This window comes from Sphingomonas sp. TZW2008, assembly GCF_002117915.1.
GTDB lineage: Bacteria > Pseudomonadota > Alphaproteobacteria > Sphingomonadales > Sphingomonadaceae > Sphingomonas.
Window position 1 is genome coordinate 186,405 of the sequence record NZ_BDJB01000004.1, and the last position, 21,786, is coordinate 208,190.

The 21,786-nt window shown below is 68.1% G+C and carries 19 protein-coding genes; 6 read left to right on the forward strand and 13 right to left on the reverse strand.

What is annotated here, in order from left to right:
* The first annotated feature begins 53 nt into the window (after positions 1–53).
* The gene (galU, locus tag B7L05_RS05685; RefSeq protein ID WP_085809298.1) at positions 54–926 is read left to right on the forward strand and encodes a UTP--glucose-1-phosphate uridylyltransferase GalU; all 873 of its coding nucleotides are present in this window, start codon (positions 54–56) and stop codon (positions 924–926) included.
* 4 nt (positions 927–930) lie between these two features.
* Here galU and B7L05_RS05690 read toward each other — a convergent pair whose 3' ends face one another.
* From B7L05_RS05690 to B7L05_RS05720, 7 genes are read right to left on the reverse strand one after another with little or no spacing between them, the layout of a single operon-like run.
* Positions 931–1,695, reverse strand: coding sequence for a HesA/MoeB/ThiF family protein (locus B7L05_RS05690; protein WP_085809378.1), 765 nt, complete (start codon positions 1,693–1,695; stop codon positions 931–933).
* Positions 1,692–2,081: a hypothetical protein gene (locus B7L05_RS05695; RefSeq protein WP_144037153.1), complete on the reverse strand. Its 390-nt coding sequence runs from the start codon at positions 2,079–2,081 to the stop codon at positions 1,692–1,694. Before B7L05_RS05695 ends, B7L05_RS05690 begins: the two co-directional genes overlap by 4 nt.
* Entirely contained in the window at positions 2,078–2,515 is a 438-nt protein-coding gene (dut, locus tag B7L05_RS05700) for a dUTP diphosphatase (protein ID WP_085809300.1), read from the reverse strand. The genes B7L05_RS05695 and dut overlap by 4 nt, the downstream gene beginning before the upstream one ends.
* A complete protein-coding gene (gene coaBC / locus B7L05_RS05705; RefSeq protein WP_085809302.1) occupies positions 2,512–3,720 on the reverse strand; it encodes a bifunctional phosphopantothenoylcysteine decarboxylase/phosphopantothenate--cysteine ligase CoaBC in 1,209 nt (402 codons plus the stop codon). The genes dut and coaBC overlap by 4 nt, the downstream gene beginning before the upstream one ends.
* Entirely contained in the window at positions 3,717–4,844 is a 1,128-nt protein-coding gene (locus B7L05_RS05710) for a hypothetical protein (RefSeq protein ID WP_085809304.1), read from the reverse strand. Before B7L05_RS05710 ends, coaBC begins: the two co-directional genes overlap by 4 nt.
* 1 nt (position 4,845) lies before the next feature.
* A complete protein-coding gene (gene ubiB / locus B7L05_RS05715; protein ID WP_085809306.1) occupies positions 4,846–6,396 on the reverse strand; it encodes a 2-polyprenylphenol 6-hydroxylase in 1,551 nt (516 codons plus the stop codon).
* Positions 6,393–7,124 (reverse strand): class I SAM-dependent methyltransferase, encoded by a 732-nt coding sequence (locus tag B7L05_RS05720; RefSeq protein ID WP_085809308.1) that lies wholly within the window; start codon positions 7,122–7,124, stop codon positions 6,393–6,395. Before B7L05_RS05720 ends, ubiB begins: the two co-directional genes overlap by 4 nt.
* A gap of 45 nt (positions 7,125–7,169) precedes the next feature.
* Between B7L05_RS05720 and mutM the strand changes: the two genes are divergently transcribed.
* The 3 genes from mutM to dnaA all read left to right on the forward strand — a co-directional run bounded on the left by mutM (position 7,170) and on the right by dnaA (position 10,183).
* Entirely contained in the window at positions 7,170–7,985 is an 816-nt protein-coding gene (mutM, locus tag B7L05_RS05725) for a bifunctional DNA-formamidopyrimidine glycosylase/DNA-(apurinic or apyrimidinic site) lyase (RefSeq protein WP_085809380.1), read from the forward strand.
* A 93-nt stretch (positions 7,986–8,078) separates the two neighbouring features.
* Positions 8,079–8,342 carry a 30S ribosomal protein S20 gene (gene rpsT, locus B7L05_RS05730; RefSeq protein WP_085809310.1) on the forward strand — a complete coding sequence of 88 codons (264 nt, stop codon included), beginning with the start codon at positions 8,079–8,081 and terminating at the stop codon, positions 8,340–8,342.
* Between the two features lie 464 nt (positions 8,343–8,806).
* Positions 8,807–10,183 carry a chromosomal replication initiator protein DnaA gene (gene dnaA, locus B7L05_RS05735; protein ID WP_256926626.1) on the forward strand — a complete coding sequence of 459 codons (1,377 nt, stop codon included), beginning with the start codon at positions 8,807–8,809 and terminating at the stop codon, positions 10,181–10,183.
* 34 nt (positions 10,184–10,217) lie between these two features.
* Here dnaA and B7L05_RS05740 read toward each other — a convergent pair whose 3' ends face one another.
* Positions 10,218–13,715, reverse strand: a complete 3,498-nt coding sequence (locus tag B7L05_RS05740) for a glycosyltransferase family 2 protein (RefSeq protein WP_085809312.1) — start codon at positions 13,713–13,715, stop codon at positions 10,218–10,220.
* A gap of 188 nt (positions 13,716–13,903) precedes the next feature.
* On the opposite strand from B7L05_RS05740, the gene B7L05_RS05745 reads away from it, so the two are divergent.
* Both B7L05_RS05745 and B7L05_RS05750 read left to right on the forward strand, forming a co-directional pair.
* Positions 13,904–16,846: a glycosyltransferase gene (locus B7L05_RS05745; protein ID WP_179187134.1), complete on the forward strand. Its 2,943-nt coding sequence runs from the start codon at positions 13,904–13,906 to the stop codon at positions 16,844–16,846.
* On the forward strand, positions 16,843–17,973 hold the full coding sequence (locus B7L05_RS05750; protein ID WP_085809314.1) for a hypothetical protein: 1,131 nt from the start codon (positions 16,843–16,845) through the stop codon (positions 17,971–17,973). Before B7L05_RS05745 ends, B7L05_RS05750 begins: the two co-directional genes overlap by 4 nt.
* 11 nt (positions 17,974–17,984) lie before the next feature.
* Here the strand turns inward: B7L05_RS05750 and ychF are convergent, their stop codons facing one another.
* From ychF to B7L05_RS05775, 5 genes are all read right to left on the reverse strand, one after another.
* Positions 17,985–19,085 carry a redox-regulated ATPase YchF gene (ychF, locus tag B7L05_RS05755; protein WP_085809316.1) on the reverse strand — a complete coding sequence of 367 codons (1,101 nt, stop codon included), beginning with the start codon at positions 19,083–19,085 and terminating at the stop codon, positions 17,985–17,987.
* Positions 19,086–19,161: 76 nt separating this feature from the next.
* Positions 19,162–19,746, reverse strand: a complete 585-nt coding sequence (locus B7L05_RS05760; RefSeq protein WP_085809317.1) for a TIGR02466 family protein — start codon at positions 19,744–19,746, stop codon at positions 19,162–19,164.
* Positions 19,747–19,786: 40 nt separating this feature from the next.
* Positions 19,787–20,035 carry a hypothetical protein gene (locus tag B7L05_RS05765; RefSeq protein ID WP_085809318.1) on the reverse strand — a complete coding sequence of 83 codons (249 nt, stop codon included), beginning with the start codon at positions 20,033–20,035 and terminating at the stop codon, positions 19,787–19,789.
* A complete protein-coding gene (gene obgE, locus B7L05_RS05770; RefSeq protein ID WP_085809320.1) occupies positions 20,020–21,069 on the reverse strand; it encodes a GTPase ObgE in 1,050 nt (349 codons plus the stop codon). Before obgE ends, B7L05_RS05765 begins: the two co-directional genes overlap by 16 nt.
* Before the next feature lie 81 nt (positions 21,070–21,150).
* The gene (locus B7L05_RS05775) at positions 21,151–21,732 is read right to left on the reverse strand and encodes a TetR/AcrR family transcriptional regulator (protein WP_085809322.1); all 582 of its coding nucleotides are present in this window, start codon (positions 21,730–21,732) and stop codon (positions 21,151–21,153) included.
* Positions 21,733–21,786: the final 54 nt, after the last annotated feature.

Here is a 21,786-nt window from a genome sequence, read left to right on the forward strand (position 1 = left end):
CGCCGGGGTACGTTGCTATGCCGCTCGCGCGTCCTAATGGAGAGAAGCACTTCATGCCGTCGATCAAGCCGCTGCGTAAGGCCGTGTTTCCCGTAGCGGGGCTCGGCACGCGTTTTCTCCCGGCGACCAAGTCGATGCCCAAGGAGATGCTGACGGTCGTCGACAAGCCGCTGATCCAATATGCTGTCGAGGAAGCGCTGGAGGCGGGGATCGAGCAGATCATCTTCGTCACCGGGCGCGGCAAGGGTGCGCTCGAGGATCATTTCGACATATCGTACGAGCTCGAGGCGACGATGACGGCGCGAGGCAAGAGCCTAGCGGTGATCGAGGGCATTCGGCAGCGGCCGGGATCGCCGGTGTACGTCCGCCAGCAGGAGCCGCTTGGGCTCGGCCACGCGGTATGGTGCGCGCGCGACATCGTCGGCGACGAGCCGTTCGCGGTGCTGCTGCCCGACGATCTGATGGTCGGCCGGCCGGGCTGCCTTAAGCAGATGGTGGGGGCGTACCAGAAAGTCGGCGGCAACGTGATCTCCGCCGAGGAGGTGCCCGACGACCAGACGCACCGCTACGGCATTATCACGCCGGGCGCACGCGACGGCCGACTGACCGAGGTCGCCGGGCTGGTCGAGAAGCCGGCGCCGGGAACCGCGCCGTCGAACCTGTCGGTGATCGGCCGCTACATCCTCCAGCCCGAGGTGATGCGCGTGCTGGAAGGGCAGGCGGCCGGCGCTGGGGGCGAGATCCAGCTGACCGACGCGATGGCGCAAATGATCGGCGATCAGCCGTTCCACGGCGTCACCTTCGACGGCGTACGCTACGATTGCGGCGACAAGGCGGGCTTCGTTCAGGCCAACATCGCGGTGGCGCTGGAGCGCGAGGACATCGGCCCGGCGGTTCGCAGCTTCGCCACGGGGCTGCTCCGCTGATCGCCTAGCCTGCGGCGGCTGGGCCGCAGGCAGGGCAGGCGGGATCCTTGGGCAGGCGGACACTGCGGAAGCGCAGGTCGAGCAGATCGAGGACGACGAGGCGGCCGGCGGGATCGTCGCCGAACGGCACGGTCGCGCGGATCGCCTCAAGCGCGGCCATGCTGCCGAGGATCCCGGTGACGGGCCCGAGAACGCCCTGCTCGGCGCAGCTTGCCTCGTCACGATCAGGCGATTCGCCGACGAGGCAGCGGTAGCACGGGCGATCGGCCTCCCAGCCGCGGTAGACCGCGATCTGCCCTTCAAACTGGCCCACGGCGGCGGAGACGAGCGGGATGTGCAGCGCGAGGGCGGCATCGGCCACGGCGAGGCGGGTCGCGAAATTGTCGCTGCCGTCGATCACCACGTCGCTGTCCGCCAGCAACGCCGCTGCGTTGGCAGCGTTGATGCGCGTCCGCTGCACACTGACGCCGACGTGCGGGTTGATTCGGTCGATCGCCCGCGCCGCGGCGTCACCCTTTGGCAGGCCTGCGACGCTGGCGTCGAACAGGATCTGGCGGTGGAGGTTCGAGGCTTCGACCACGTCGTCCTCGATAATGACGAGGTGGCCGATGCCGGCGGCGGCAAGATAGGCGATTGCCGGCGAGCCGATCCCGCCGGCACCGATCATGGCGACGCGCGCAGCCTTCAGCCGCCGCTGCCCGGCGCCGCCGATCTCCTTCAGGATGATCTGCCGGGCGTAACGCGCGCGCTCGTCGGCCTCCAACGTCACCGCCACGTGAAGAGGAGCGTCGCGCGGTACCAGCGATCCTCGCCGGGCGGGGGAACGTTGCTGCGCGCCATGCGCAGCATCAAGCCCGAGGCATATTGCTCGACCGTCGGGCAGTTGATCGCGCGCGGGCGGATGCGGCGAATTTGGCCGTTGCCCGCGACATGCACGGCCAAATCGACGCGTAGCGCTTGTCCCTCCGCCGCGCAGCGCCCGTCGCGCACCTCGTCGCGAACATAGGCGGACAGGCCGGATACGGCTGGCGGCCGGCGTCGGAAGGGGAGTTCGGGCATCGCCGACCAATCGGCCGGCGGCAGTGCAAGAACGACCGGCGCCGGCGCCGGCGCCGCGCCCTGAAGCGCTGCCATGATCGTCAGGAGTGCATTCATCGGCCAGTCGATCCGAAACCTCCGCTGCCGCGCGAAGTATCGTCCAGCGCGTCGCATTCGTCCAGCGTCGCGCGCAGCACGGGCGCGGGCACCAGCTGGGCGATCCGCTCGCCGCGCGTGACGTGGAAATCCTCGCTGCCGAGGTTGGCAAGGATCACCTTCACTTCGCCGCGATAGTCGCTGTCGATCGTACCTGGTGTGTTGAGGCAGGTGACGCCGTGCTTGAGCGCAAGGCCCGAGCGCGGACGCACCTGCACCTCGTGCCCCTCGGGGATTGCCATCGCGAAGCCCGTCGCCACTGCGTGCCGGCCGCCCGGCGCGATCGTCACGTCCTCGGCCGAAACGACGTCCATCCCGGCGGCACCGGCAGTGGCGTAGTGCGGCAATGGCAGATCTGCGCCGTGCGGCAGGCGAAGGAGGCGGATCGCGATCATGCCGGTTGCTCCAGTGCTTCGGCGATACGCTGTGCGAGGCGGCGCGCGACCTCGTCCTTCGGCATCCGCTGCCACGTTTCCACCCCCTCGGCGCGGACCAGGTGGACGGTGTTGGCATCGCCGCCCATCACGTCACCTGATACGTCGTTGGCGACGATCCAGTCGGCGCCCTTGCGTGCGAGCTTCGCCTGCGCGTGCGCGACGACCGTCTCCGTCTCGGCGGCGAAGCCGATCACCAGCTCGGGGCGCGACGGGCCAGTGGCGAGCGCCGCGAGGATATCGGGATTCTCGACGAGGTGGAGCGCGGGGATGCCGCCGCCGACCTTTTTTAGCTTCTGCCCGGCCGCATCGGCCACGCGCCAGTCGGCGACGGCGGCGACCATCACCGCGGCGTCGGCGGGCAGCGCGGCGTCAACCGCGGCGTTCATCTCGCGCGCTGTCTCGACGTCGATTCGCGTCACCCCGTGCGGCGTCGGCAGCGCGACGGGGCCCGCGACGAGCGACACGCGCGCGCCGAGTTCGGCGAGTGCGCCCGCGATCGCGAAGCCCTGCTTCCCCGACGAGCGATTGGCGATGTAGCGGACCGGATCGATCGGCTCGTGCGTCGGCCCGGCAGTGACGACGACGTGGCGGCCGGTGAGTGGCCGCCGGGCGAACGCACCGCCCTGGTTCCCCGCGAGCATCGCCTCGATCTGGCGGACGATCGCTATGGGCTCGGGCAGGCGGCCGGGGCCGTACTCACCGCACGCCATTGCACCCTCGTCGGGTGCCATCACGGTGACGCCGTCGCCGCGCAGCTGCGCGACGTTGCGCTGCGTCGCCGCGTGCTGCCACATGCGCACGTTCATCGCCGGCACGGCGAGCACCGGCTTGTCGGTGGCGAGGAGCAGCGTCGTCGCAAGATCATTCGCCAGGCCGGCGGCCATCCGCGCGAGCAGATCGGCGGTCGCCGGCGCGACGACGACGAGATCAGCCTGCCGGCTGAGCTGGATATGCCCCATCTCGGCCTCGTCCTTGAGATCCCACAAGGTGGTGTGGACCTCCTCCTCCGACAGCGCCGCGAGCGTCATCGCGGTGACGAAGTGGCTTCCCCCTTCGGTCAGGACGCAGCGCACGCCGTGGCCGGCCTTGCGCAGCAGGCGGATGATCTCGCACGCCTTGTAGGCGGCGATGCCCCCGCCGACGATCAGCAGTATCCGGCTCATGCTGCGGTCCTTGTCACGCGCGCCCGTCGCCTGTCGAGCGCGCTACGGCCGAGATCGCGCAGCCCGTCGGGCACGAAGGCCAGCCCGACGAGGACGATCGGCGCCACCATCAATCCCCAGTAGAAGTTGTTGAGCCGCGCGAAGCAGGCGATCAGCACGCCATAGGCGGCGAGGATCGTCGCCATGCGCAGCGCCAGTGGATGCGCCGGTACCGTCCAGCCGAACAGCGCGAGCGCGAGGATCGGTGCCGCGAGGAGGAAGGGCATCACCTCGAGGATCGTCGCGTGGCGCAGCGTCATGGCGAAGAACCAGGCGCCGTTAAGTCCGGTCCAGCCGTCGGACGCGGTATCGAGCGGCCCTGTCACGCGGTGCACCGCGCCGGCATGAACCGCGACCGCGGCGGCGAGCACGGCGAGCGTCAGCGCCCAGCCCGCCGCCTCGCGCCGCTGCCCGGTGACGACCGCGAGCCCACCCATAACGAGGACGTAGAGCGCGGCCGTCTCACGGATCAGCATCGCGATCGTCGCCAGCGCGAGCGCGAGCGTGACATTGCCCGGGCGGCGCACCGCGAGCGACCAGGCGATCAGCAGCGCCGCCCAAATCTCGTGCGAGGCGGTGAGTGCAGGCTGGACGAAGGCGACGAGCCCGCCGGCGAGGAGCAGGCCGGCGATGAGGCGTGGCGCGAGGCGCGGCAGCAGCTCGCGCAGCCGGCCCATCCACGCAGTGGCAGCTGCGGCGGCGAGCAGCCACAGCAGCAGCAGTGTCATCGCCGGCGAAAGCAGCGCCTGCAGCCGCGCGAGCAGCGGCAGGCGGAAGGTGACGAAGGGACGCAGCGGATAGCCCGGCCGCGCGCGAAGCTCCTGCGCGGTCGCCTGGTAATAATCCTCACCGTGGCGCACGTCGTCGACGATCGCCTCGTACAACGCGAGATCCGATTCGCTGCCCTTGTTCTCGATCGCCGGCGGCGTGCCGGGCGGCGGGGCGGGCCGGATCGGCTGGATCGTGAATGCGGCGATCAGCAGGACGAGAACCGCGAGCGCACCACGCGCGCGGCGCCGCGACCACCCGGCGTAGCGGGACGGCGCGGCGAGCCAGATCGTCTCCGCGGCGGCGGCGGCGCGCACGTCAGCCGATCACGAGCCACGTCGCGGCGACGCTGGCGACGGCGGTGGCGATCGCGACGGCGGCATAGCGCCAGCCGCCGCCGATGCGGACGATCTCGATCTCGCGCAGCGGCGGGGCGGGCGGCGCGCCACCCGGCGCGGGGAAGCGTGCCTCGATCCGGCGTACCAGATCGGGCAGGCGGTACAGCGTCTTGACGTCGGCGACGATCCGGTCGGCCACCGCGGCTTCGGGGCCTAGCTCGGTGCGGATCCACTCCTCGACGAACGGCTGCGCGGTATCCCACAGGTTGATGTCGGGATCGAGCGCGGTGGCGACGCCCTCCACCATCACCATCGTCTTCTGCAGCAGCAGGAGGTGCGGCTGCGTCACCATGTCGAAATCGCGCGTGATCGAGAAGAGGCTGTCGAGCATCATCCCGATCGACATCTCCTTCACCGGCAGCCCGCGCATCGGCTCGCCCACCGCGCGCAGCGCCGTCGCGAACTCGGCGACGTCGTGGTGCGCGGGGACGTAACCTGCCTCGAAATGGATCTCGGCCACGCGGCGGTAATTGCCGGTGATCAGGCCGTAGAGGATCTCGGCCAGCCAGACGCGCGCGCGCCGATCGATCCGCCCCATGATGCCAAAATCGATCGCGGCGATGCGATTGACCGGCAACGCGAACAGATTGCCCTGGTGCAGATCGGCGTGAAAGAATCCTTCGGCAATCGCCTGACGCAGAAAGGCGTGAACCAACGTCTTGGCGAGCAGCGGCAGATCGTAGCCGGCCGCCACCAGGGCGGCGCGATTCGACAGCTTGATTCCGTCGATCCACTCGAGCGTCAGCACCTTGCCCGATGTGCGCGCCCAATCGATCGCGGGGACGTGGAACGCGGGCTCGGCGGCCATCGTCTCTGCCAGCTCACTCGCCGACGCCGCCTCCCGCCGCAGGTCGAGCTCGCGGGCGGTCCAGCGCTTGAACGTCGCGATGACGAGGCGCGGTTGCAGGCGGCCGATCTCGCCGCCGCCCGCCGCGCGGTCCTGCGCCTCGATCTGCGCCGCGGCCCATTCGTAGGTGTCGATCGCGCGGGCGAACTCCTCCTCGACGCCGGGGCGCAGCACCTTGACCGCGACGGTGCGCCCGTCGGTCGTGACCGCGCGATGGACCTGCGCGATCGACGCCGCGCCGACGGGCTCGACCTCGAAATGCGCGAACAGGCTCTCGATCGGGCGCCCGAGGCTGGCCTCGATTTGCGGGCGGATCGTCTCGAACGGCAGCGGGGGCAGCGCGTCCTGCAGCCGGTAGAGATCGAGCGCCGCCTCCTCGCCGACGATGTCGGGGCGGGTCGCCAGCGTCTGGCCGAACTTCACCGCCGCCGGGCCGATCGCCTCGAACGCGTCGGCGTAGCGCGGACTGGCGGGAACGCGCGCGCCGACACGCGCCAACCGCACCAGCCGACGCAGCCGCGCGGGCGCATTGGGATCGCGCTCCAACCCCTGGAGCGCGCCGTGCCGTGCCAGCGTGCGGGCCCATTTCAGGAGCCGCCAGGTGTGGACGATCACGTGCGTCAAATCTTCCAGCCGCTATGGATCGCGACCAGCCCGCCGAGCAGCGGCTCGACCCGCGTCTGCGCGAAGCCCGCGTCGCGGATCATCGCCTCGAAGCGCGGCATGTCGGGGAAGCGGCGGATCGATTCGATCAGATAGCGATAGCTGTCCGCGTCGCGCGCGAGCAGCTGGCCGAGCCGCGGCACCATGTGGTGCGAATAGGCGTCGTACGCCTCCTTGAAGCCGGGCCACGTCGTGGTCGAGAATTCGAGGCAGAAGAAGCGGCCGCCGCGCCGGAGCACGCGGTGCGCCTCGCGCAGTGCTGCGGGAATGTCGGTGACGTTCCGGATGCCGAAGGCGATGGTGTACGCATCGAAGAAGCGATCGGGGAAGGTCAGCGTCTCGGCATTCGCCTCGGTCCACACCAGCCCGTCGATGCCGCGCTCCGCCGCGCGCTTCATGCCGACATCGAGCATCGCGGGATTGATGTCCGCCACGGTGACCGACGCGCCCGACGGTTGCAGCCGGAAGGCGATGTCGCCCGTGCCGCCCGCCATGTCGAGGATCTGCTCGCCCGCGTGCGGCTTCACGCGGCGCACGAAGCGGTCCTTCCACAGCCGGTGCATGCCGCCCGACATCGCATCGTTCATCAGATCGTAGCGGCTAGCGACGTTGCGGAAGACGCCGCCGACGCGCGCGGTCTTTTCGGAGGCGGGGATGTCTTCGTAGCCGAAGGAGACGGTGTCGCTCATGCCCCGGCTCTAGCGGTGCGCCGGGCGGGGGGCTAGGGGGTGTCGGTGCCCGAGCTCCCCGAAGTCGAGACCACCGTGCGCGGGCTGCGCCCCGTACTCGACGGCGCGGTCGTCGCCGCAATCGAGACGCGCCGCGGCGACCTCAGGCGCCCATTCCCGCCCGAGCTGCGGCAGGTGATGACGGGCGCGCGGATCACAGCACTTGGGCGGCGCGCCAAATACGGGCTGATCGACACCGATCGCGGGCAGACGATGATCTTCCACCTTGGCATGTCGGGGCGCTGGCGGCTCGATCCAGGCGAGCTGCTGCCGCACGACCATCTGGTGATCGACACCGAAGCGGGACATCGCATCGCGCTCAACGATCCACGGCGCTTCGGCTCCGTCGATCTGTGGCCGAGCGATGAACTTACTCGCTTCCCAGCCTTCGCCGCGCTCGGTCCCGAGCCGCTCGGTCCGGAACTGACCGGGGCTTATCTTCACGCAGCGCTCGCCGGGCGGCGTGCGTCGATCAAGCTGATGCTGCTCGACCAGCGGATCGTCGCCGGACTCGGCAATATCTACGTCTGCGAGGCGCTGCACCTCGCCCGGATATCGCCGCGGCGTGCGGCGGGGCGAATCGGGCTGGCGCGCCTCGACCGTCTGGTGGAGGCGATCCGCGCGGTGCTGCTGTCGGCGATCGAGGCGGGCGGATCGAGCTTGCGCGACTATGCGCGGCCCGACGGCGAGCTCGGCTATTTCTCCAAGCAGTTCGCCGTCTATGGCCGCGAGGGCCAGCCGTGCGGCTGCGGCGGCACCGTCGCGCGCTACGCCGAAGGCGGACGTTCGACCTTCTGGTGCCCGGCCTGCCAGCGTAGTTGACGCTTTCGCCGAAGCGCTTTATGGGGCGCGGCTTCCAGGGCGATGGGTGTTCCCGCCGCCCTTTTTTCATCGACCGAGATTCGAGGACTGTAAATGGCGAACACGCCGCAAGCGAAGAAGCGCATCCGCCGCAACCAGCGCCGGGCCGAGATCAATGGTGCGCGCGTCGGCCGCATCCGCACCTTCGTGAAGAAGGTGGAGGCAGCGCTCGCGGCGGGTGACAAGACGGCAGCGACGGCAGCGCTCGCGGCGGTCCAGCCCGAGCTGGCGCGCGGCGTCGCGCGCGGTGTGCTCCACCGCAACACCGCCAGCCGCAAGTTCTCGCGCCTGACCAAGCGGCTCTCCGCGCTCGCGTAACCCGCGCGATCAGCGCCGGGATCGAAAGACCCGCCGGTTCATTCCGGCGGGTTTTTTGTTGTCCGCGCCCCCCGATCAGGGAACCCAAGGATTTCCCGCGATTCGCGCGTGGCCGACGGCGCCGTGTTTCAGAATCCTGCAACGATCACAGTGACTTGTGAGATTTTCGACGGATTTGCGCGGCTGGAATCGAGTCAAGGCGGTATATTTCGGATTTGTGGCACGTCCCGGCCTTGATCGACTCATCGGCCTGTTCCTAAACCTTGGCGTGTCGCGACGGCTTCCTGCCTGACGCGCCCAAATGAACCATCGTCGTAGCCGACCGTGGCGGGGGCCACATCGGGGGACTGTTTTTGCCGAATGCGAACAGGGTTGCGACGCACGTCGCGGCCTGAGGAGAGCCGCGCGTGCCATTGAGCCAGTATCGAGTACCGCACGCGGAAAGCGACATCGCACGGGCTTGGGTGCGAGTTCGCACCAACCTGCGCGAGTCGGCGGGCGCGCGACTGTTCGATCAGTGGCTGAAGCCGATCGCGCTGGCGGAGACGGGCGAGAGCGATCGCGTGCGGCTGACGCTTCCGTCGGCGTTCATGACGAACTGGGTGCGCAACCACTATGCCGAGCGGCTGGTGCACGAGTTCCGTGCCATCGTGCCGGCGGTGCGCAGCGTCGTGATCGAGACGGCGAGCGAGGCGCCTGCGGTAGTTACGCTTTCCGCAGTCCCGGCGGCGCCTGCCGAGCCGGTTGCGGCAGCGGCGACGGCGACTGTGCTTGCGGCGCCGGTGGCAGGCCCCGTGGCGGCGCTGCCCGATGCGGAGCCCCCAGTGCTCGATCCACGTTTGACGTTCGACCGCTTCGTGGTCGACGCGTCGAACAAGGTCGCCTTCAACGCCGCGCGGCTGCTCGCCGAGCCGGGGCCGGTCCGCTTCAGTCCGCTGTTCCTCCATTCAAGCACCGGCCAGGGCAAGACGCATTTGATGCACGCAATCGGCCACGCGTTCCTCGCCGCCGAGCCGGGCGCGCGGGTGATCGCGATGTCGGCCGAGCGGTTCATGTTCGATTTCGTCGCTGCGCTACGCGCGCGTGACACGTTCGCGTTCAAGGCAAGGCTGCGCTCCGCGGATCTGCTGCTGATTGACGACCTCCAATTCATCGCCGGCAAGGACGCGACGCAGGAGGAATTCTTCCACACCGTCAACGAGATAATGTCGGCAGGCAAGCGCCTCGTCATCTCTGCCGATCGATGCCCGCAGGCGCTCGAGGGCATCGAGCAGCGCATCGTGGGACGCATGGCGATCGGGCTGGTCGCCGACATCAAGGCGCCGTCGATCGATCTGCGCCGCGCGATCCTGCAGCGCAAGATCGCTGACCTGCCCGACGCGCGCGTGCCCGAGGACGTGCTCGACCTGCTCGCCGGACGGATCACCGGCAACATTCGCGAGCTCGAAGGCGCGCTCAACCGGATCGTCGCCTATGCGCAGCTGACCGGCGAAACGCTCGATCTCGATTTCGCGATCGCGACACTCGGCGACGTGCTGCGCGGCAGCCAGCGCCGCGTGACGATCGACGAGATCCAGAAGCTGGTTTCCACGCACTTCGACTTGACGCCGATGGACCTCATCTCCGCCCGTCGCGCCCGTGCGGTGGCGCGACCGCGGCAGATCGCGATGTATCTCGCCAAGCGATTGACGACGCGCTCGCTGCCCGAGATCGGGCGCAAGTTCGGCGGGCGTGATCATTCTACGGTGATCCATGCGGTGCGGCGAATCGAGGAGCTGCGCGACAGCGACCGCGATGTCGACGGCGCGGTGCGCACGTTGATGCGCGAGCTCGAGGGCTGACGCGCCGCTTATGTTTAATGCGGTCCGCGCCTGCTCAGCGCGGCCTTAGAAACATGCTCCCTGGCCGGGCAGCGATTGCATCGTAGAGTATCTGATCGAGCGCATTATAGGCGTCAATCGCCTCACGATCCTCGTCCGACAGCGCTTCGTCGTGGCGCGACACGTTGAAGCGCGGCACAGTGCCGATGGTATCGAGGCCGATCGCGGCGCCGAAGCCGGCGAGATGCTCCGCTAGTCGATCCTGCAATCCGACGAAGACGAAGTCGCGTTCGATGATGGCGAGCGCGCGGTCGACCTTCGCCCAATCGCGATCGGGATCAAGCTCTGGCAAGGCGGCAAGTGCGCGCGTGTCGCCGTGCCACAGCGCCGGCGGTAGCCGGAAGCCGGCATAGCGGGGGAAACGACCATCGATCGCCGACCAGGGCACAGTCTCGGGCGGCTCGCCGAGGATTTTGGCGAGCATCAGATTGGCAGGAATGACGCCCCGACGCACGAGCGCGGCGAGCGGCAGATCGGCAAGGGGGGTATCCTTGAGCGGGGCGTTGGGCGGCTCGACGAGGAAGCCGTGGTGCGAGCGCACGCGCTCCCGCGGATCGCGTAGCACCGTCGCATAGTCGCAGGTCCAACCGACCGCGTCGCCGAAGCCGTGGCTGATATGCGCGACCAGCAGCTCCGCATTTGCGAGCCGCGGGCGTAGCCGGGCGGCCGTCGCGGCGTCGCCCGCCTGTCCCTCAACGAGGGCACGCGCGCCCAGCGTCAACACCGCTCGATCCGGCAGGACGCGTGCGAAGACTTCGCGTACGCTTGTTCCGGCCGTCTTGGGCGTGTGGATGAAGGCGATCGGCCGCGCATCAGCGCGAGCGTAGCGCCGGGCACCGCCGCGCGCGCCCTGTGGCCTGCGTGCGAGCAGGCTCGCGGGGCCGCGGCGGCGCGTCGCCTCCGCCACGACGCTGCCCCAGCGATCGTCGATCGCCGTTTCGAGATAACGCCCCTCGAACCAGCCGAGATGTTGCAGGAAGCGCGCGCCTTCCGTGTCGCCGCGCAGCCGTCCGCGTGTCGCGCTCTCCTTGTGGATCAATTCGACGTGCGGCGAGCAGATCGATGGCAGTGCGAGCCGCTCGGCGACACGCAGGCAGAAATCGATGTCGTTGAAACCGAGCGGGAACAGCTCGTCGAAGCCGCCGACCGCCTCGAACACGTGGCGGCGCACCATCAGGCACGCGCCCGTTACTGCCGACTGAGTGCGCAACGAGCGCAGATAGAACCCCGCCTCGCCGCGCGGCGTACCGCGGAACGGGTGCAGCGGGCTGCCGCGCGCCGAGAAGGCGACGCCGCCGTGCTGGATCGTGCCGTCGGGAAACCACAAGGTACCGCCCGCGACGCCGACATCGGCGCGGGTCGCCAGCGCGACGAGTTCGGCAAGCCAGCGTTCGGACACGATCTCCATGTCGTTGTTGAGAAAGCAGAGGAGATCGGCGTCGGTAACGGCGGCGGCCAGATTGTTGAGACGCGACCAGTTGAAGGGGCCGTCATCGCGGAGCACGCGCACCATCCCGTTCGCCGAGAGCCAATCGAGATAGTCGAGCGTCTTGGCGTCCTGCGATCCATTGTCGACGACGATCAGTTCGTATGATCGATAGTCGGTCCGCTCCAGGATCGATCCGATGCAGCTGGCAAGAAGATCCCGCCGGTCGCGCGTCGGCACGATCAGTGCCACGCGCGGAGGAACGGGCGGCGGCAGGGCATGCACGGCGAAGCCCGGGGCATCGTGCAGCTTGATCGTTCGCCAGCCGTTCGGGGAGGGCGGGACAGGGGCGGCTAACGGCGCATCGAGCGCGTCATGTGACACGGTGCGGTGAAACAGGACGTGCGGGATATGCGCGATCGCGCCGGCTGGCAGCTGCGCCGTCAGCCGAGCTGCGATATCATGGCGGGCAAGATCATCGAGCGTCCAGCCCAGATCGGTGAGAAGCGAGGCGCGTAGGGCAGGAACTGTGGCCAGCGCTGGCTGCGCACGCGCGAAGAAGGGGTCGGGCTCAGGCAGGAATACGCGTTCGTAGCGCGCTCCCGCAGACCCGCAGTGATCGAAATCGGCATAAACCCATGCGGCAGTCGGATTGCGCATCAGTTCTCCTGCCAGGAACAGGAGCGCATGATCGGCGAGACAGCCGATCCGTTCGTGCCATGGCACGACGATCTCGCAATCAGGCGGGATCGTGCCCGCGCCGTTACGGTCGGGTTCGACCATCGTCCAACGTGGATACGGCTGGCGCACTAGCCATTCTCGCGCCGCTTCGGCATCTCCGCCGGTGAGCAGGATGGCGATTCGCGGAACATGCCGCCACGCCTCCAGGCCCACGCTGGCAATCGCCTCCGCCGGGGTTACGAACGTGTCCTGAGCGCGCGCCCAGGCGGCGTAGGCCGTACGATTAATCTGTTGCGCCTCGTCCGCCAGAACCGATCGAAGTGCCTGCTCGGCGTCCTTGTCGAGCGTGAGCGGATCGAGCACGTCGAGCGTCACGGCGGTGCTCTGGGCAACCTCACCGCGGCTGCGCTGCGCATCGCCGAGCAGATCAGCGATGATGTCGAGCGTGTATCGCCCGGCAACCTCCGGTGGGCTGATATCAAGCGCGACGACGCAGGACTCGCCGGGATCGAGCGGGTAGGGGAGAGGGGCGACCACGCCGTCGCGGATTGCCGTGCCGTCGCGCGGCTGGCGGCGCCAGCGCGCACGCAGTTGCATACGGCCCGGCCCGCTTGCCTCGAGCCGAGCGCCCCCTTCGTTGTGAACCGTGACCGAGCACACCGACGCCAGCCCGGCGATCAGCTGGGTACCTGGTGGCGTGATGTCGATGCGCCAAGGTGCGCGTGTGACGTTTTTCGGGCGACGGACAACGATCGCGAAGGTTCGCCGCGCGACGCGGAACGTGCGCCCGCGTGCGAAGGACAGACCGGGTCCGAGCGTTGGGACGCACGTGGCCGCGATATCCCCCGGTGCGTCGGGAACGACCACCCTTAACGCTATGGACGCGCTGCCCCCTGGCGCAATCGAGGCGGGGAGGCTGAAGGTGTGTGCCGTGCCGCCAAGGTCGAGCCGCAGCATCAAGCCATTGGGGCCAGACGACCATTGGTGACGCGAAGCATTGTTCAGCGTGATGTTGAGTACCGTCTCGGCGCCCGCAACAAGATCGTCGGCTGGATCGTCAAAGCTGATCGAACCGAGCGCATAATCGGTGAGCTCGGGTGCGATTGCCGGGAGGTCGACGGCGAAGTCGGGGGCGCCACCGGACGTGTAATCGATCCGCACGGCGTGTAGCCCGTGTGGCGGTGGCGGCAAACGCTTGCGGATCCGACTTGGGGGGGCGCCCGTCAAATCGTACTTAGCGACCATCGTGACCGACGTACCGGCAACGTAGGCGATGCGGAGCCGACCGACACCGCCTGCGCGTGCAATGAAGCTGAGCAGCGCTTCGGGCGGCTCCAGATCAAGAACACGCTCGTAGCCGCTCGGCACGACAATCGTGGCGTCCATCGATCCCCTTCGTCCGGCTGCTTGCCCGCGTTGCTAGGCGCTTACCGTCAGCACGTCCACATCGCGGCATGGCGCGAGATCCGCCGCTGAATGGTGGCGAGCGGCGCTGCTGTCTTGACTTCGCGGCCCGACGCCGCGGAAGAGCGGGGCGGGGCCGGGCCGGTTGGCGCGGCGGGGAAGGACGGTTGGTGGCAGAACGGGCGCCGGGGCAGCGGGACAGGAGCGAAATTCGCCAGTGGATGGTGGATCGGTTCGACGCCGCTTTCTATCGCCGCCAGCTTCGCGCGGCGGGGATGACGGCGCCGCCTGCGCGCGCGCTGAAACATTATCTGGAGCAAGGATGGCAGGACGGGTTCGATCCGGCTCCCGACTTCTCCACCAACGCCTATCTCGAACAGCATGCAGCGGCACGCGCGGCGGGTTGCTCGCCCTTCGAGTTTCACGCCGCGATCGGGCGATTCGAGGAGTATCCGGTTGTGCCGTCCCGACACGGACGCGACGGCGAGGACGCTGATCAAGCCGAACGCGTCATGGCCGAAGTACGCGCGCTATTCGACGAAGCGTTCTACCGCGCGCAATTGGCCGAAACGATCGAGGGCGACCCGCTCGATCATTACTTGCAGCACGGCTGGCGGCAGGGGCTCAATCCCTCGCCGTCGTTCGACACCGCTTATTACCTGAAACACAACCGCGACGTTGCGGAAGCTGGCCTCAATCCCTTTCTTCACTTCGTCCGCCACGGTCGCGCCGAGCGACGGCCGACGATGGTCGTGAAGGCTGAACACGCATCGCTCTCCGACCCGGTCTCGCCGGTTGCGCTCGTCCTCGACGATCCGGGCGTGCCCAGCAACGATCCCGCCGGCGAGTTCTTCGATCCGCTGCATTATGCGTCGCAGCTCGATGCGGCGCCCACCGGCATGTCGCTCTACCGCCACTACAACGAAATCGGGTGGCGGCGCGGGCTGGACCCATCGGCGGCGTTCAGCACGCGATATTATCTCGATACCAATCCCGAAGTCGCCGCGGCCGGGATAAACCCGTTCCAGCATTGGGTGAACTACGGCCGGCACGAGAAGCGGCCGGCAGTCGCCTACTTCCGATCCCTGACGTTCGCGCCGCTGGTTTCGGTGATCGTCCCGAATTTCAATCACGCGCGGTTCCTGCCGCAGCGGTTCGGATCGATCTTCGCCCAGACCTATCGCAACATCGAGCTGATCGTGCTCGATGATGCGTCGACGGACGATAGCCTCGCCGTGATCAATCGCGAGCTGGCGGATTGCCCGTTTCCCTACCGTACGGCCTTCAACGACATCGGCACCGGCAACCCATTCCGCCAATGGGAGCGCGGCATGGAGATGGCGAAAGGCGAGCTGATCTGGATCTGCGAGAGCGACGATTACGCCGAGCTCGATTTCCTCGAGCGGTTGGTGCCCGGTTTCGCTGAATTGTCGGTCAAGATGGCGCTGGGGCGGATCGAGTTCTGCCGCAGCGACGGCACGCCCATGGCGGGCATGGCCGGCTTTCGCGAGGCGGCGGAGCCGGGCATCTGGGACGAGCCGGTCTCGCGCCCCGCGGCGCACTGGTTCCACGGCGCCTTCGCCAAACGCAATATCGTTGCAAACGTCGGCGGGTGCGTCTTTCGTCGCCAAGCGGTTCCGCCTGCGATCTGGAACGAGGCGAGCAGATTCCGCATCGCGGGCGATTGGTATCTCTATATCCATCTGCTGGGCGGCGGGAAGCTTGCCTACTCGCCCGACGCGGTGAGCTATTTCCGCCAGCACGATGCCAACACGTCGGCGCGCAATTTCGACAAGCTGCATTATTACGATGAATGCTGGCAGGTGCAGCACGAGATCCGACGCCATTGGCTCGTCGGCGCGAATGCGACGGAGAGTTTCGTTGCCGATCTGGCGCACCAATATGCGCATTTCGAGGTCGCGGCGGAGCACGGCCCGTTCGACGCACGCTATGACCCGCGGACGTTACCGGCCGAGCCGGAGCCGCGGGCACGCCATGTTGTCATCGGTTTCCTCGGCTTCGAAACCGGTGGGGGCGAACTCTTCCCGCTGCTGCTGGCGAACCAATTGGCCGAAGATGGCGTGCCGGTCTCACTGCTGGCGGTAAACCTGACCGATCGTAACGCCGACATGGTCGCGCGGCTCGACCCGCGCGTCGCGGTCTATGCGCGTGACGACGTCATCGCCGCTGGCCCGGCGGCATTTCTGCGCCGCGTCGGCGCCGCCGTGGTCCACTCGCACAGCGTGCTCATCGAGAATCTGTTCTTTGAGCGCGGCGCGATGCTTGATCAGCCATACGTCGTTTCAATGCACGGGTCGCACAATCTGCCGGGCGGGGTGCTCGACACGCTGCTTTTCCGCGCGCTGCGCAACGTCGATTATTGGGTATATACGGCGGAGCGCAATCTGGATGTATTCGCCGGGATCCCACTTGACCGGGACAGGTTCCTCAAGCTGCCGAACGGGATGCCGCAGGACACGCGCGAGGGGGATGTATCGCGCGACAGCCTGGGTATCGGGGCGGACGCGATCGTCTTCACGTTCGTCGCGCGCGGTATCCAGCGCAAGGGATGGCGGGTCGCGGTCGAGGCGTTCAAGCTGCTGCGCGACCGGCACCCCGAGCGCGAGATGCACCTGCTGATGATCGGTGAGGGACGCTCGGCGGAGACGGCAAAGCGTCTCGCCGATGGCGCTGCTGCGATCCACTTCCTCGGCTACCAATCGTGTATCAACGCGATCTACCGTTTCTCCGACTGCGCGCTGGTGCCGACACGGTTCGAGGGTGAATCGTTCCCGTTGTGCGTGATCCAGGCGTTGCAGGAGGGATGCCCGGTGCTCGGCAACGACGTCGGCGAGATCCGCGATATGCTGACCTCGCCCGACGGAATCGCCGGTGCGGTGACGACGTCCATCCGCAACACGCGGGCGTTCACCGCGACCGTCGCCGACACGATGGCGCTGTTCCTCGATGCCGCGTTCCGGGAACGCGCGGCAGCGCTGACGCGCGCCGTCGCCGGTCGGTTCAGCATGGAAAAATGCGCGGCGACGTATCGCGACCTCTACGATCGCGCGATCGCCGCGCACGATAGCACCTCCGCGCGCGGTGCCGCATGAGGGCAGGTCGCGAGGCGGTCGTGCACATCGGCCACAAGAAGACCGGCACGAGCTTCATCCAGCATCATTTCCATCGAGCGGCAGACGCGCTGCGCGCGCTCGGCGTGCTCTATCCGTTGCGGGAAGCGAACCACTCCTTCGCGCTGTCCGGCCTCTTCCGGCGTCACACTGCCGTGCGCGCACCGTCACCGCTCGACGGCTACGTCGCCGAGCGCAACGCCGGGCTGCTTGCATTCGAGCGCAGCCTCGGCGGCGACGACTGGCAAACCCTTCTTCTGTCAGCCGAAGCGCTGGCCGGTTTTTCGATCGCCGAGCTGACCGAATTGCGCGGCGTTCTGGTGCGGCACGTCGACCGCGTCCGCATCGTCTTCGTCATTCGCGATCCGGTAGATTGGGCAGTGAGCGTCGCGCAGCAGTATCTGCGCTCGCGTAGCGACATCGATGCCGTCCTGTCGCAGCCCGAGCCGGTGCGGTGGCGCGCGATCATCGGCCGAATGCGGCACGTGTTCGGCGCGGGCGCGGTCGAGGTCCTCGCCTATGAGGAACTCGCGGCGGAGCGCGACGCGTTCGCCGCGCGATTCGCGCATGCGGCCGGCCTGCCGCTCGTGATCGCGCCGCTGCTCCGGGGCGAGCGCGAAACGGTGAACGAATCGCTGTCGATGGAGGCCGCGCTGATGCTCGGCCGGCTCAACGTCCGCGTGCCGGAGGCGATCGATGGTGCGCGCAACCCGGCGCGCAGCGGCAGCGAGGCAGGCATCTTCGCCGGATTGCCGGGGCAGCGCTTCGATCTGCCCGACAATGCCCGCCGACTAGCCTATGCCGAAAGCCGTGACGATGTGGCATTCGTCGGCCGACAATTCGGCATCACCCGTTACGATTACCCGCCCGAGCGGCTCGCGGCGAGCCGCTACACGGAACAGGTGTCGAGCGAATTTCTCGATGCACTCGCCGATCGGCTGTACGCGTTCAATGCCGAGGCGACCGCGAGCCGGCTGCTGCTCGATTCGCAGCGCCTGCGCGATCGCGGCGAAACCAAGCGGGCGGACGCACTGCTCCGCCAGGCCGGCGTACGCTTTCCCGAGGATCGGCGCGTCGCGCGCGCCACGGCACACCGCGCGCGCGGCTGAGCCGCCCTGGCTCAGACGTTAAAGCGGAACAGCATCACGTCGCCATCGTGGACGACATATTCCTTGCCTTCCTGGCGCAGCTTGCCGGTCTCGCGCGCGCCAGCTTCGCCGCCGCACGCGACGTAGTCGTCATAGGCGATCGTCTCGGCGCGAATGAAGCCGCGTTCGAAGTCGGTGTGAATCTCGCCCGCCGCCTGCGGCGCCTTCGATCCCGCGGCGACGGTCCACGCGCGCGCTTCCTTCGGCCCGACGGTGAAGAAGGTAAGCAGATCGAGCAGCTTGTAACCGGCGCGAATTACCCGCGCGAGGCCGGTTTCCTCAAGGCCAAGCTCGGCGAGGAACTCGCCACGGTCCTCTGGCGGCATGGTCGCGATCTCGGCCTCGATCGCGGCCGAGACGACCACCGCTTCGGCGCCCTCTGCCTTCGCCTTCTCATGCACGCGCGCCGACAGCGCATTGCCGTTCGCCGCGTCGCCCTCGTCGACGTTGCACACGTAGAGCACCGGTTTTGCGGTGATGAGCTGCGCCTGCGCGAAGACGCGCGCTTCCTCGGCGTCCCTGGGCACCGTCAGCCGCGCGGGCTTGCCCTCGCGCAGCAGCTCGAGCGCCTGGCCGAGCACGCTGGCGCCGATCTTGGCCTCCTTGTCGCCCTGCTGCCCCTTCTTGACGAGGTTGGGCACGCGCTTCTCGAGGCTCTCGAGGTCGGACAGCATCAGCTCCGTTTCCACCGTCTCCGCGTCGGCGATCGGATCGACCTTGCCCTCGACGTGTGTGACATCGCCGTTCTCGAAGCAACGCAGCACGTGGACGATTGCGTCCACCTCCCGGATGTTGCCGAGGAACTGGTTGCCGAGCCCTTCACCCTTGGATGCGCCGCGCACGAGCCCCGCGATGTCGACGAACGCCAGTTGCGTCTCGATGATCTTGGCCGACTTGGCGATCTCCGCCAGCTTCTGCAGCCGCGGATCGGGCACGCCGACGTTCCCGACGTTGGGCTCGATCGTGCAGAACGGATAGTTCGCCGCCTGCGCCGCCGCCGTCTCGGTCAGCGCGTTGAAGAGGGTGGACTTGCCGACGTTCGGCAGGCCCACGATGCCGCAGCGGAAACCCATGATCGATCCTTGAGACTAGATGTGGCGGCGGCCTTAATGCGCGGGCGCGGGGGGCGCCACCCTTTGTGCCGCGCGATCACCAGCGATAGTTAAAGCTGACGGTGATCCGGTCCGCCTTGGCGGTGTTGGGCATCACCTCGTGCCGCAGCCAGCTCTCCCACAGGAAGATCGTGCCGGCGGCCGGCTCGGCGTGGAAGAAGCTGCCCTCGCGCGGCGGCGCGGCCATCATCAGCCCGAGCCGCGGATCCTCGAGCCGCAGCGCGCCCGACCCCGGCGGCACGGCGACGTACATCGTGCCCGATACCACGCTGTGCGGATGAATATGCCCCGAATGCGCGCCGCCGGGTTTGAGCAAATTCACCCACAGGCTGTCGAGCTTCAGCTTGCGGCCGCCGAGCGCGAAGCCGCACGCTTCGGCATAACGCGCGACGTGGCGGTCCAAATGGCGCTTAAGATCGGCGAAGGCCGGATCACGCAGCGGCAGATCGTTCAGCGACGCATAGGAGGTGTAGCCGCGATAGCCGTGCGCCTTCGACCAGCGTTTGCCTGCAATATCATCCTGCGCCAGCGCGCGTACCGACGCTTCGAGTTCTTCGACGAGCGCGCCGTCGGCGATCGTGTCCTCGTAGAACAGGGTCGGAAAGAGCGATCGGACGGCCATCGCGGCCGGGTAGGGGCACCGCGCGTGCTTGCCAAGCGGCTCAGCCGCCGACCAAGCGGTGGATCAACGCCAGCCCGGCGATCAGGAGCGTGAGGACACCGAGGATCAGTAGCAACACGACGTACAGCACACCCCAGGTGCCAACGTCATCGTCGCGTCGACCGACCCAGTAGATCGACGCCAGAATCGCGACCAGCAGCGCCAGCCGCGGTGCAACGATAGCGAGCGCTGCCAGTGCCGCGGCGCTGGCGACCCGCGCCGCCGCAGCGCCGGTCAGACCGGCGACCATTCCACCGGTTCCGCACCCTCGTCGTCGGCGGCAACCTGGGCGTGATCGGGGCCAATCGCCTCAAGTAGCCGGTCGAGCACCCAGTCGACGCCGACGCCACTCGCGCCCGATACCGGGATCACCGCGGCACCGCTCGCTTCCTCGAGCTCAGCCGACAGCGCGGCGACGAGTTCGTCGTCGAGCGTATCGATCTTGTTGAGCGCGACGACGACCGGCTTGTCCTCGAGCCCGCCGCCGTACGCGGCGAGCTCGTCGCGCACGATGCGGTAACTCTCCGCGACATCGGGATCGTTCGCGTCAACGAGATGAAGCAACACGCGGCAGCGCTCGATATGACCGAGGAACCGGTCGCCGATGCCCGCCCCGTCGGCCGCGCCTTCGATCAATCCCGGGATGTCGGCAACGACGAATTCGTTGCCCTTATGGCGGACGACGCCGAGCTGCGGACGCGTGGTGGTGAAGGCATAGGCGCCAACCTTTGCCTGCGCGTTGGTAACGGCGTTGATGAAAGTCGACTTGCCGGCGTTCGGCAGGCCGACGAGGCCGGCGTCGGCGAGCAGCTTCAGCCGCAGCCAGACCCAGGCCTCCTCATTGGGCCAGCCGGTGCCGTGCTGGCGCGGCGCACGATTCGTCGATGTCTTGTAGCTGGCATTGCCGCGCCCGCCGTCACCGCCGCGCAGGAACAGCTCGCGCTGGCCGACCTCGGTCAGATCGACCAGCAGCGTCCGCTCGTCGTCGTCAGCGAGGATCTGCGTACCGACGGGTACCTTGATGACGAGATCCTCGCCACCCGCGCCGGTGCGGTTCGATCCCGATCCGCCATGGCCGCGTTCGGCGCGGAAATGCTGCGTGTAGCGGAAGTCGATCAGGGTATTGAGCCCGGCGACTGCTTCGAAGATGATGTCGCCGCCCTTGCCGCCGTTGCCGCCGTCCGGGCCGCCATATTCGATGAACTTCTCACGGCGGAAGCTGACGGCGCCGGGGCCGCCCGCGCCCGAGCGGACGAAGATCTTTGCTTGGTCGAGAAAATGCATGGCTCGCCGCTTAGCGCCTAAGCGCGCGCAAGGCGAATGGTACGGATATTGTCAGCCGGAGCGCAGTGCGGCGGGACGTGCCTATTTGCCGCGATCGGCGAGCAGCATGCGGCGCGCGAGCAGCCGGGCGGTCTCACGCGGGAGGCCCAGCGTCCGCGCCATCGGGGCGCCGAGCAGCGCGTCGCCGAGCGCCATCAGCACCAATTGCAGCGTCTCCTCGCGGATCGGCATCCCTGTCGCCGTCTGGTCCTGCGCCAGCTCGTCGACAAGGTCGTGGATCGCGGTGAGGATCGGATCGAGCGCATTCTCGTTGCCGCTCAGGATCATCCAACTGGCGAGCGCGCCTGCGCCGTTGCGGCCGAACGCGTCGAAGGTGAGATCGACGACCTCGGCCGGATCCTCACGCTCGCGCGAGCGAATCACCGCCTGCTTGATCGTGCCGACGATGCGTCCGGCGAGGTGCGCGATCAGCGCCTTCTGCAATTCCTCCGCCGAGCCGAAATGATGCAGCAGATTGGCGTGCGTCCGACCGATCCGCGCGCCGACCGCCTTGAGCGTCACCGCCTGCGGGCCGACCTCAATCAGCAGCTCGCGTGCCGCCTCGAGCGCGGCGGCACGCGATTCTTCGGGGCTCAGGCGGCGGCGTAGCGGGGTGACGGACATCGCACCGGCTCTCGTCGGTCCGGCAACGTTTTGCAATCCTTCGCAAAGGCGCCG

Coding starts and splice junctions, on each gene's coding strand:
- galU (WP_085809298.1), top strand. CDS start 54: ATGCCGTCGATCAAGCCGCTGCGTAAGGCCGTGTTTCCCGTAGCGGGG.
- B7L05_RS05695 (WP_144037153.1), bottom strand. CDS start 2,081: ATGAATGCACTCCTGACGATCATGGCAGCGCTTCAGGGCGCGGCGCCG.
- dut (WP_085809300.1), bottom strand. CDS start 2,515: ATGATCGCGATCCGCCTCCTTCGCCTGCCGCACGGCGCAGATCTGCCA.
- coaBC (WP_085809302.1), bottom strand. CDS start 3,720: ATGAGCCGGATACTGCTGATCGTCGGCGGGGGCATCGCCGCCTACAAG.
- B7L05_RS05720 (WP_085809308.1), bottom strand. CDS start 7,124: ATGAGCGACACCGTCTCCTTCGGCTACGAAGACATCCCCGCCTCCGAA.
- rpsT (WP_085809310.1), top strand. CDS start 8,079: ATGGCGAACACGCCGCAAGCGAAGAAGCGCATCCGCCGCAACCAGCGC.
- B7L05_RS05740 (WP_085809312.1), bottom strand. CDS start 13,715: ATGGACGCCACGATTGTCGTGCCGAGCGGCTACGAGCGTGTTCTTGAT.
- B7L05_RS05750 (WP_085809314.1), top strand. CDS start 16,843: ATGAGGGCAGGTCGCGAGGCGGTCGTGCACATCGGCCACAAGAAGACC.
- ychF (WP_085809316.1), bottom strand. CDS start 19,085: ATGGGTTTCCGCTGCGGCATCGTGGGCCTGCCGAACGTCGGCAAGTCC.
- B7L05_RS05760 (WP_085809317.1), bottom strand. CDS start 19,746: ATGGCCGTCCGATCGCTCTTTCCGACCCTGTTCTACGAGGACACGATC.
- B7L05_RS05765 (WP_085809318.1), bottom strand. CDS start 20,035: ATGGTCGCCGGTCTGACCGGCGCTGCGGCGGCGCGGGTCGCCAGCGCC.
- obgE (WP_085809320.1), bottom strand. CDS start 21,069: ATGCATTTTCTCGACCAAGCAAAGATCTTCGTCCGCTCGGGCGCGGGC.
- B7L05_RS05775 (WP_085809322.1), bottom strand. CDS start 21,732: ATGTCCGTCACCCCGCTACGCCGCCGCCTGAGCCCCGAAGAATCGCGT.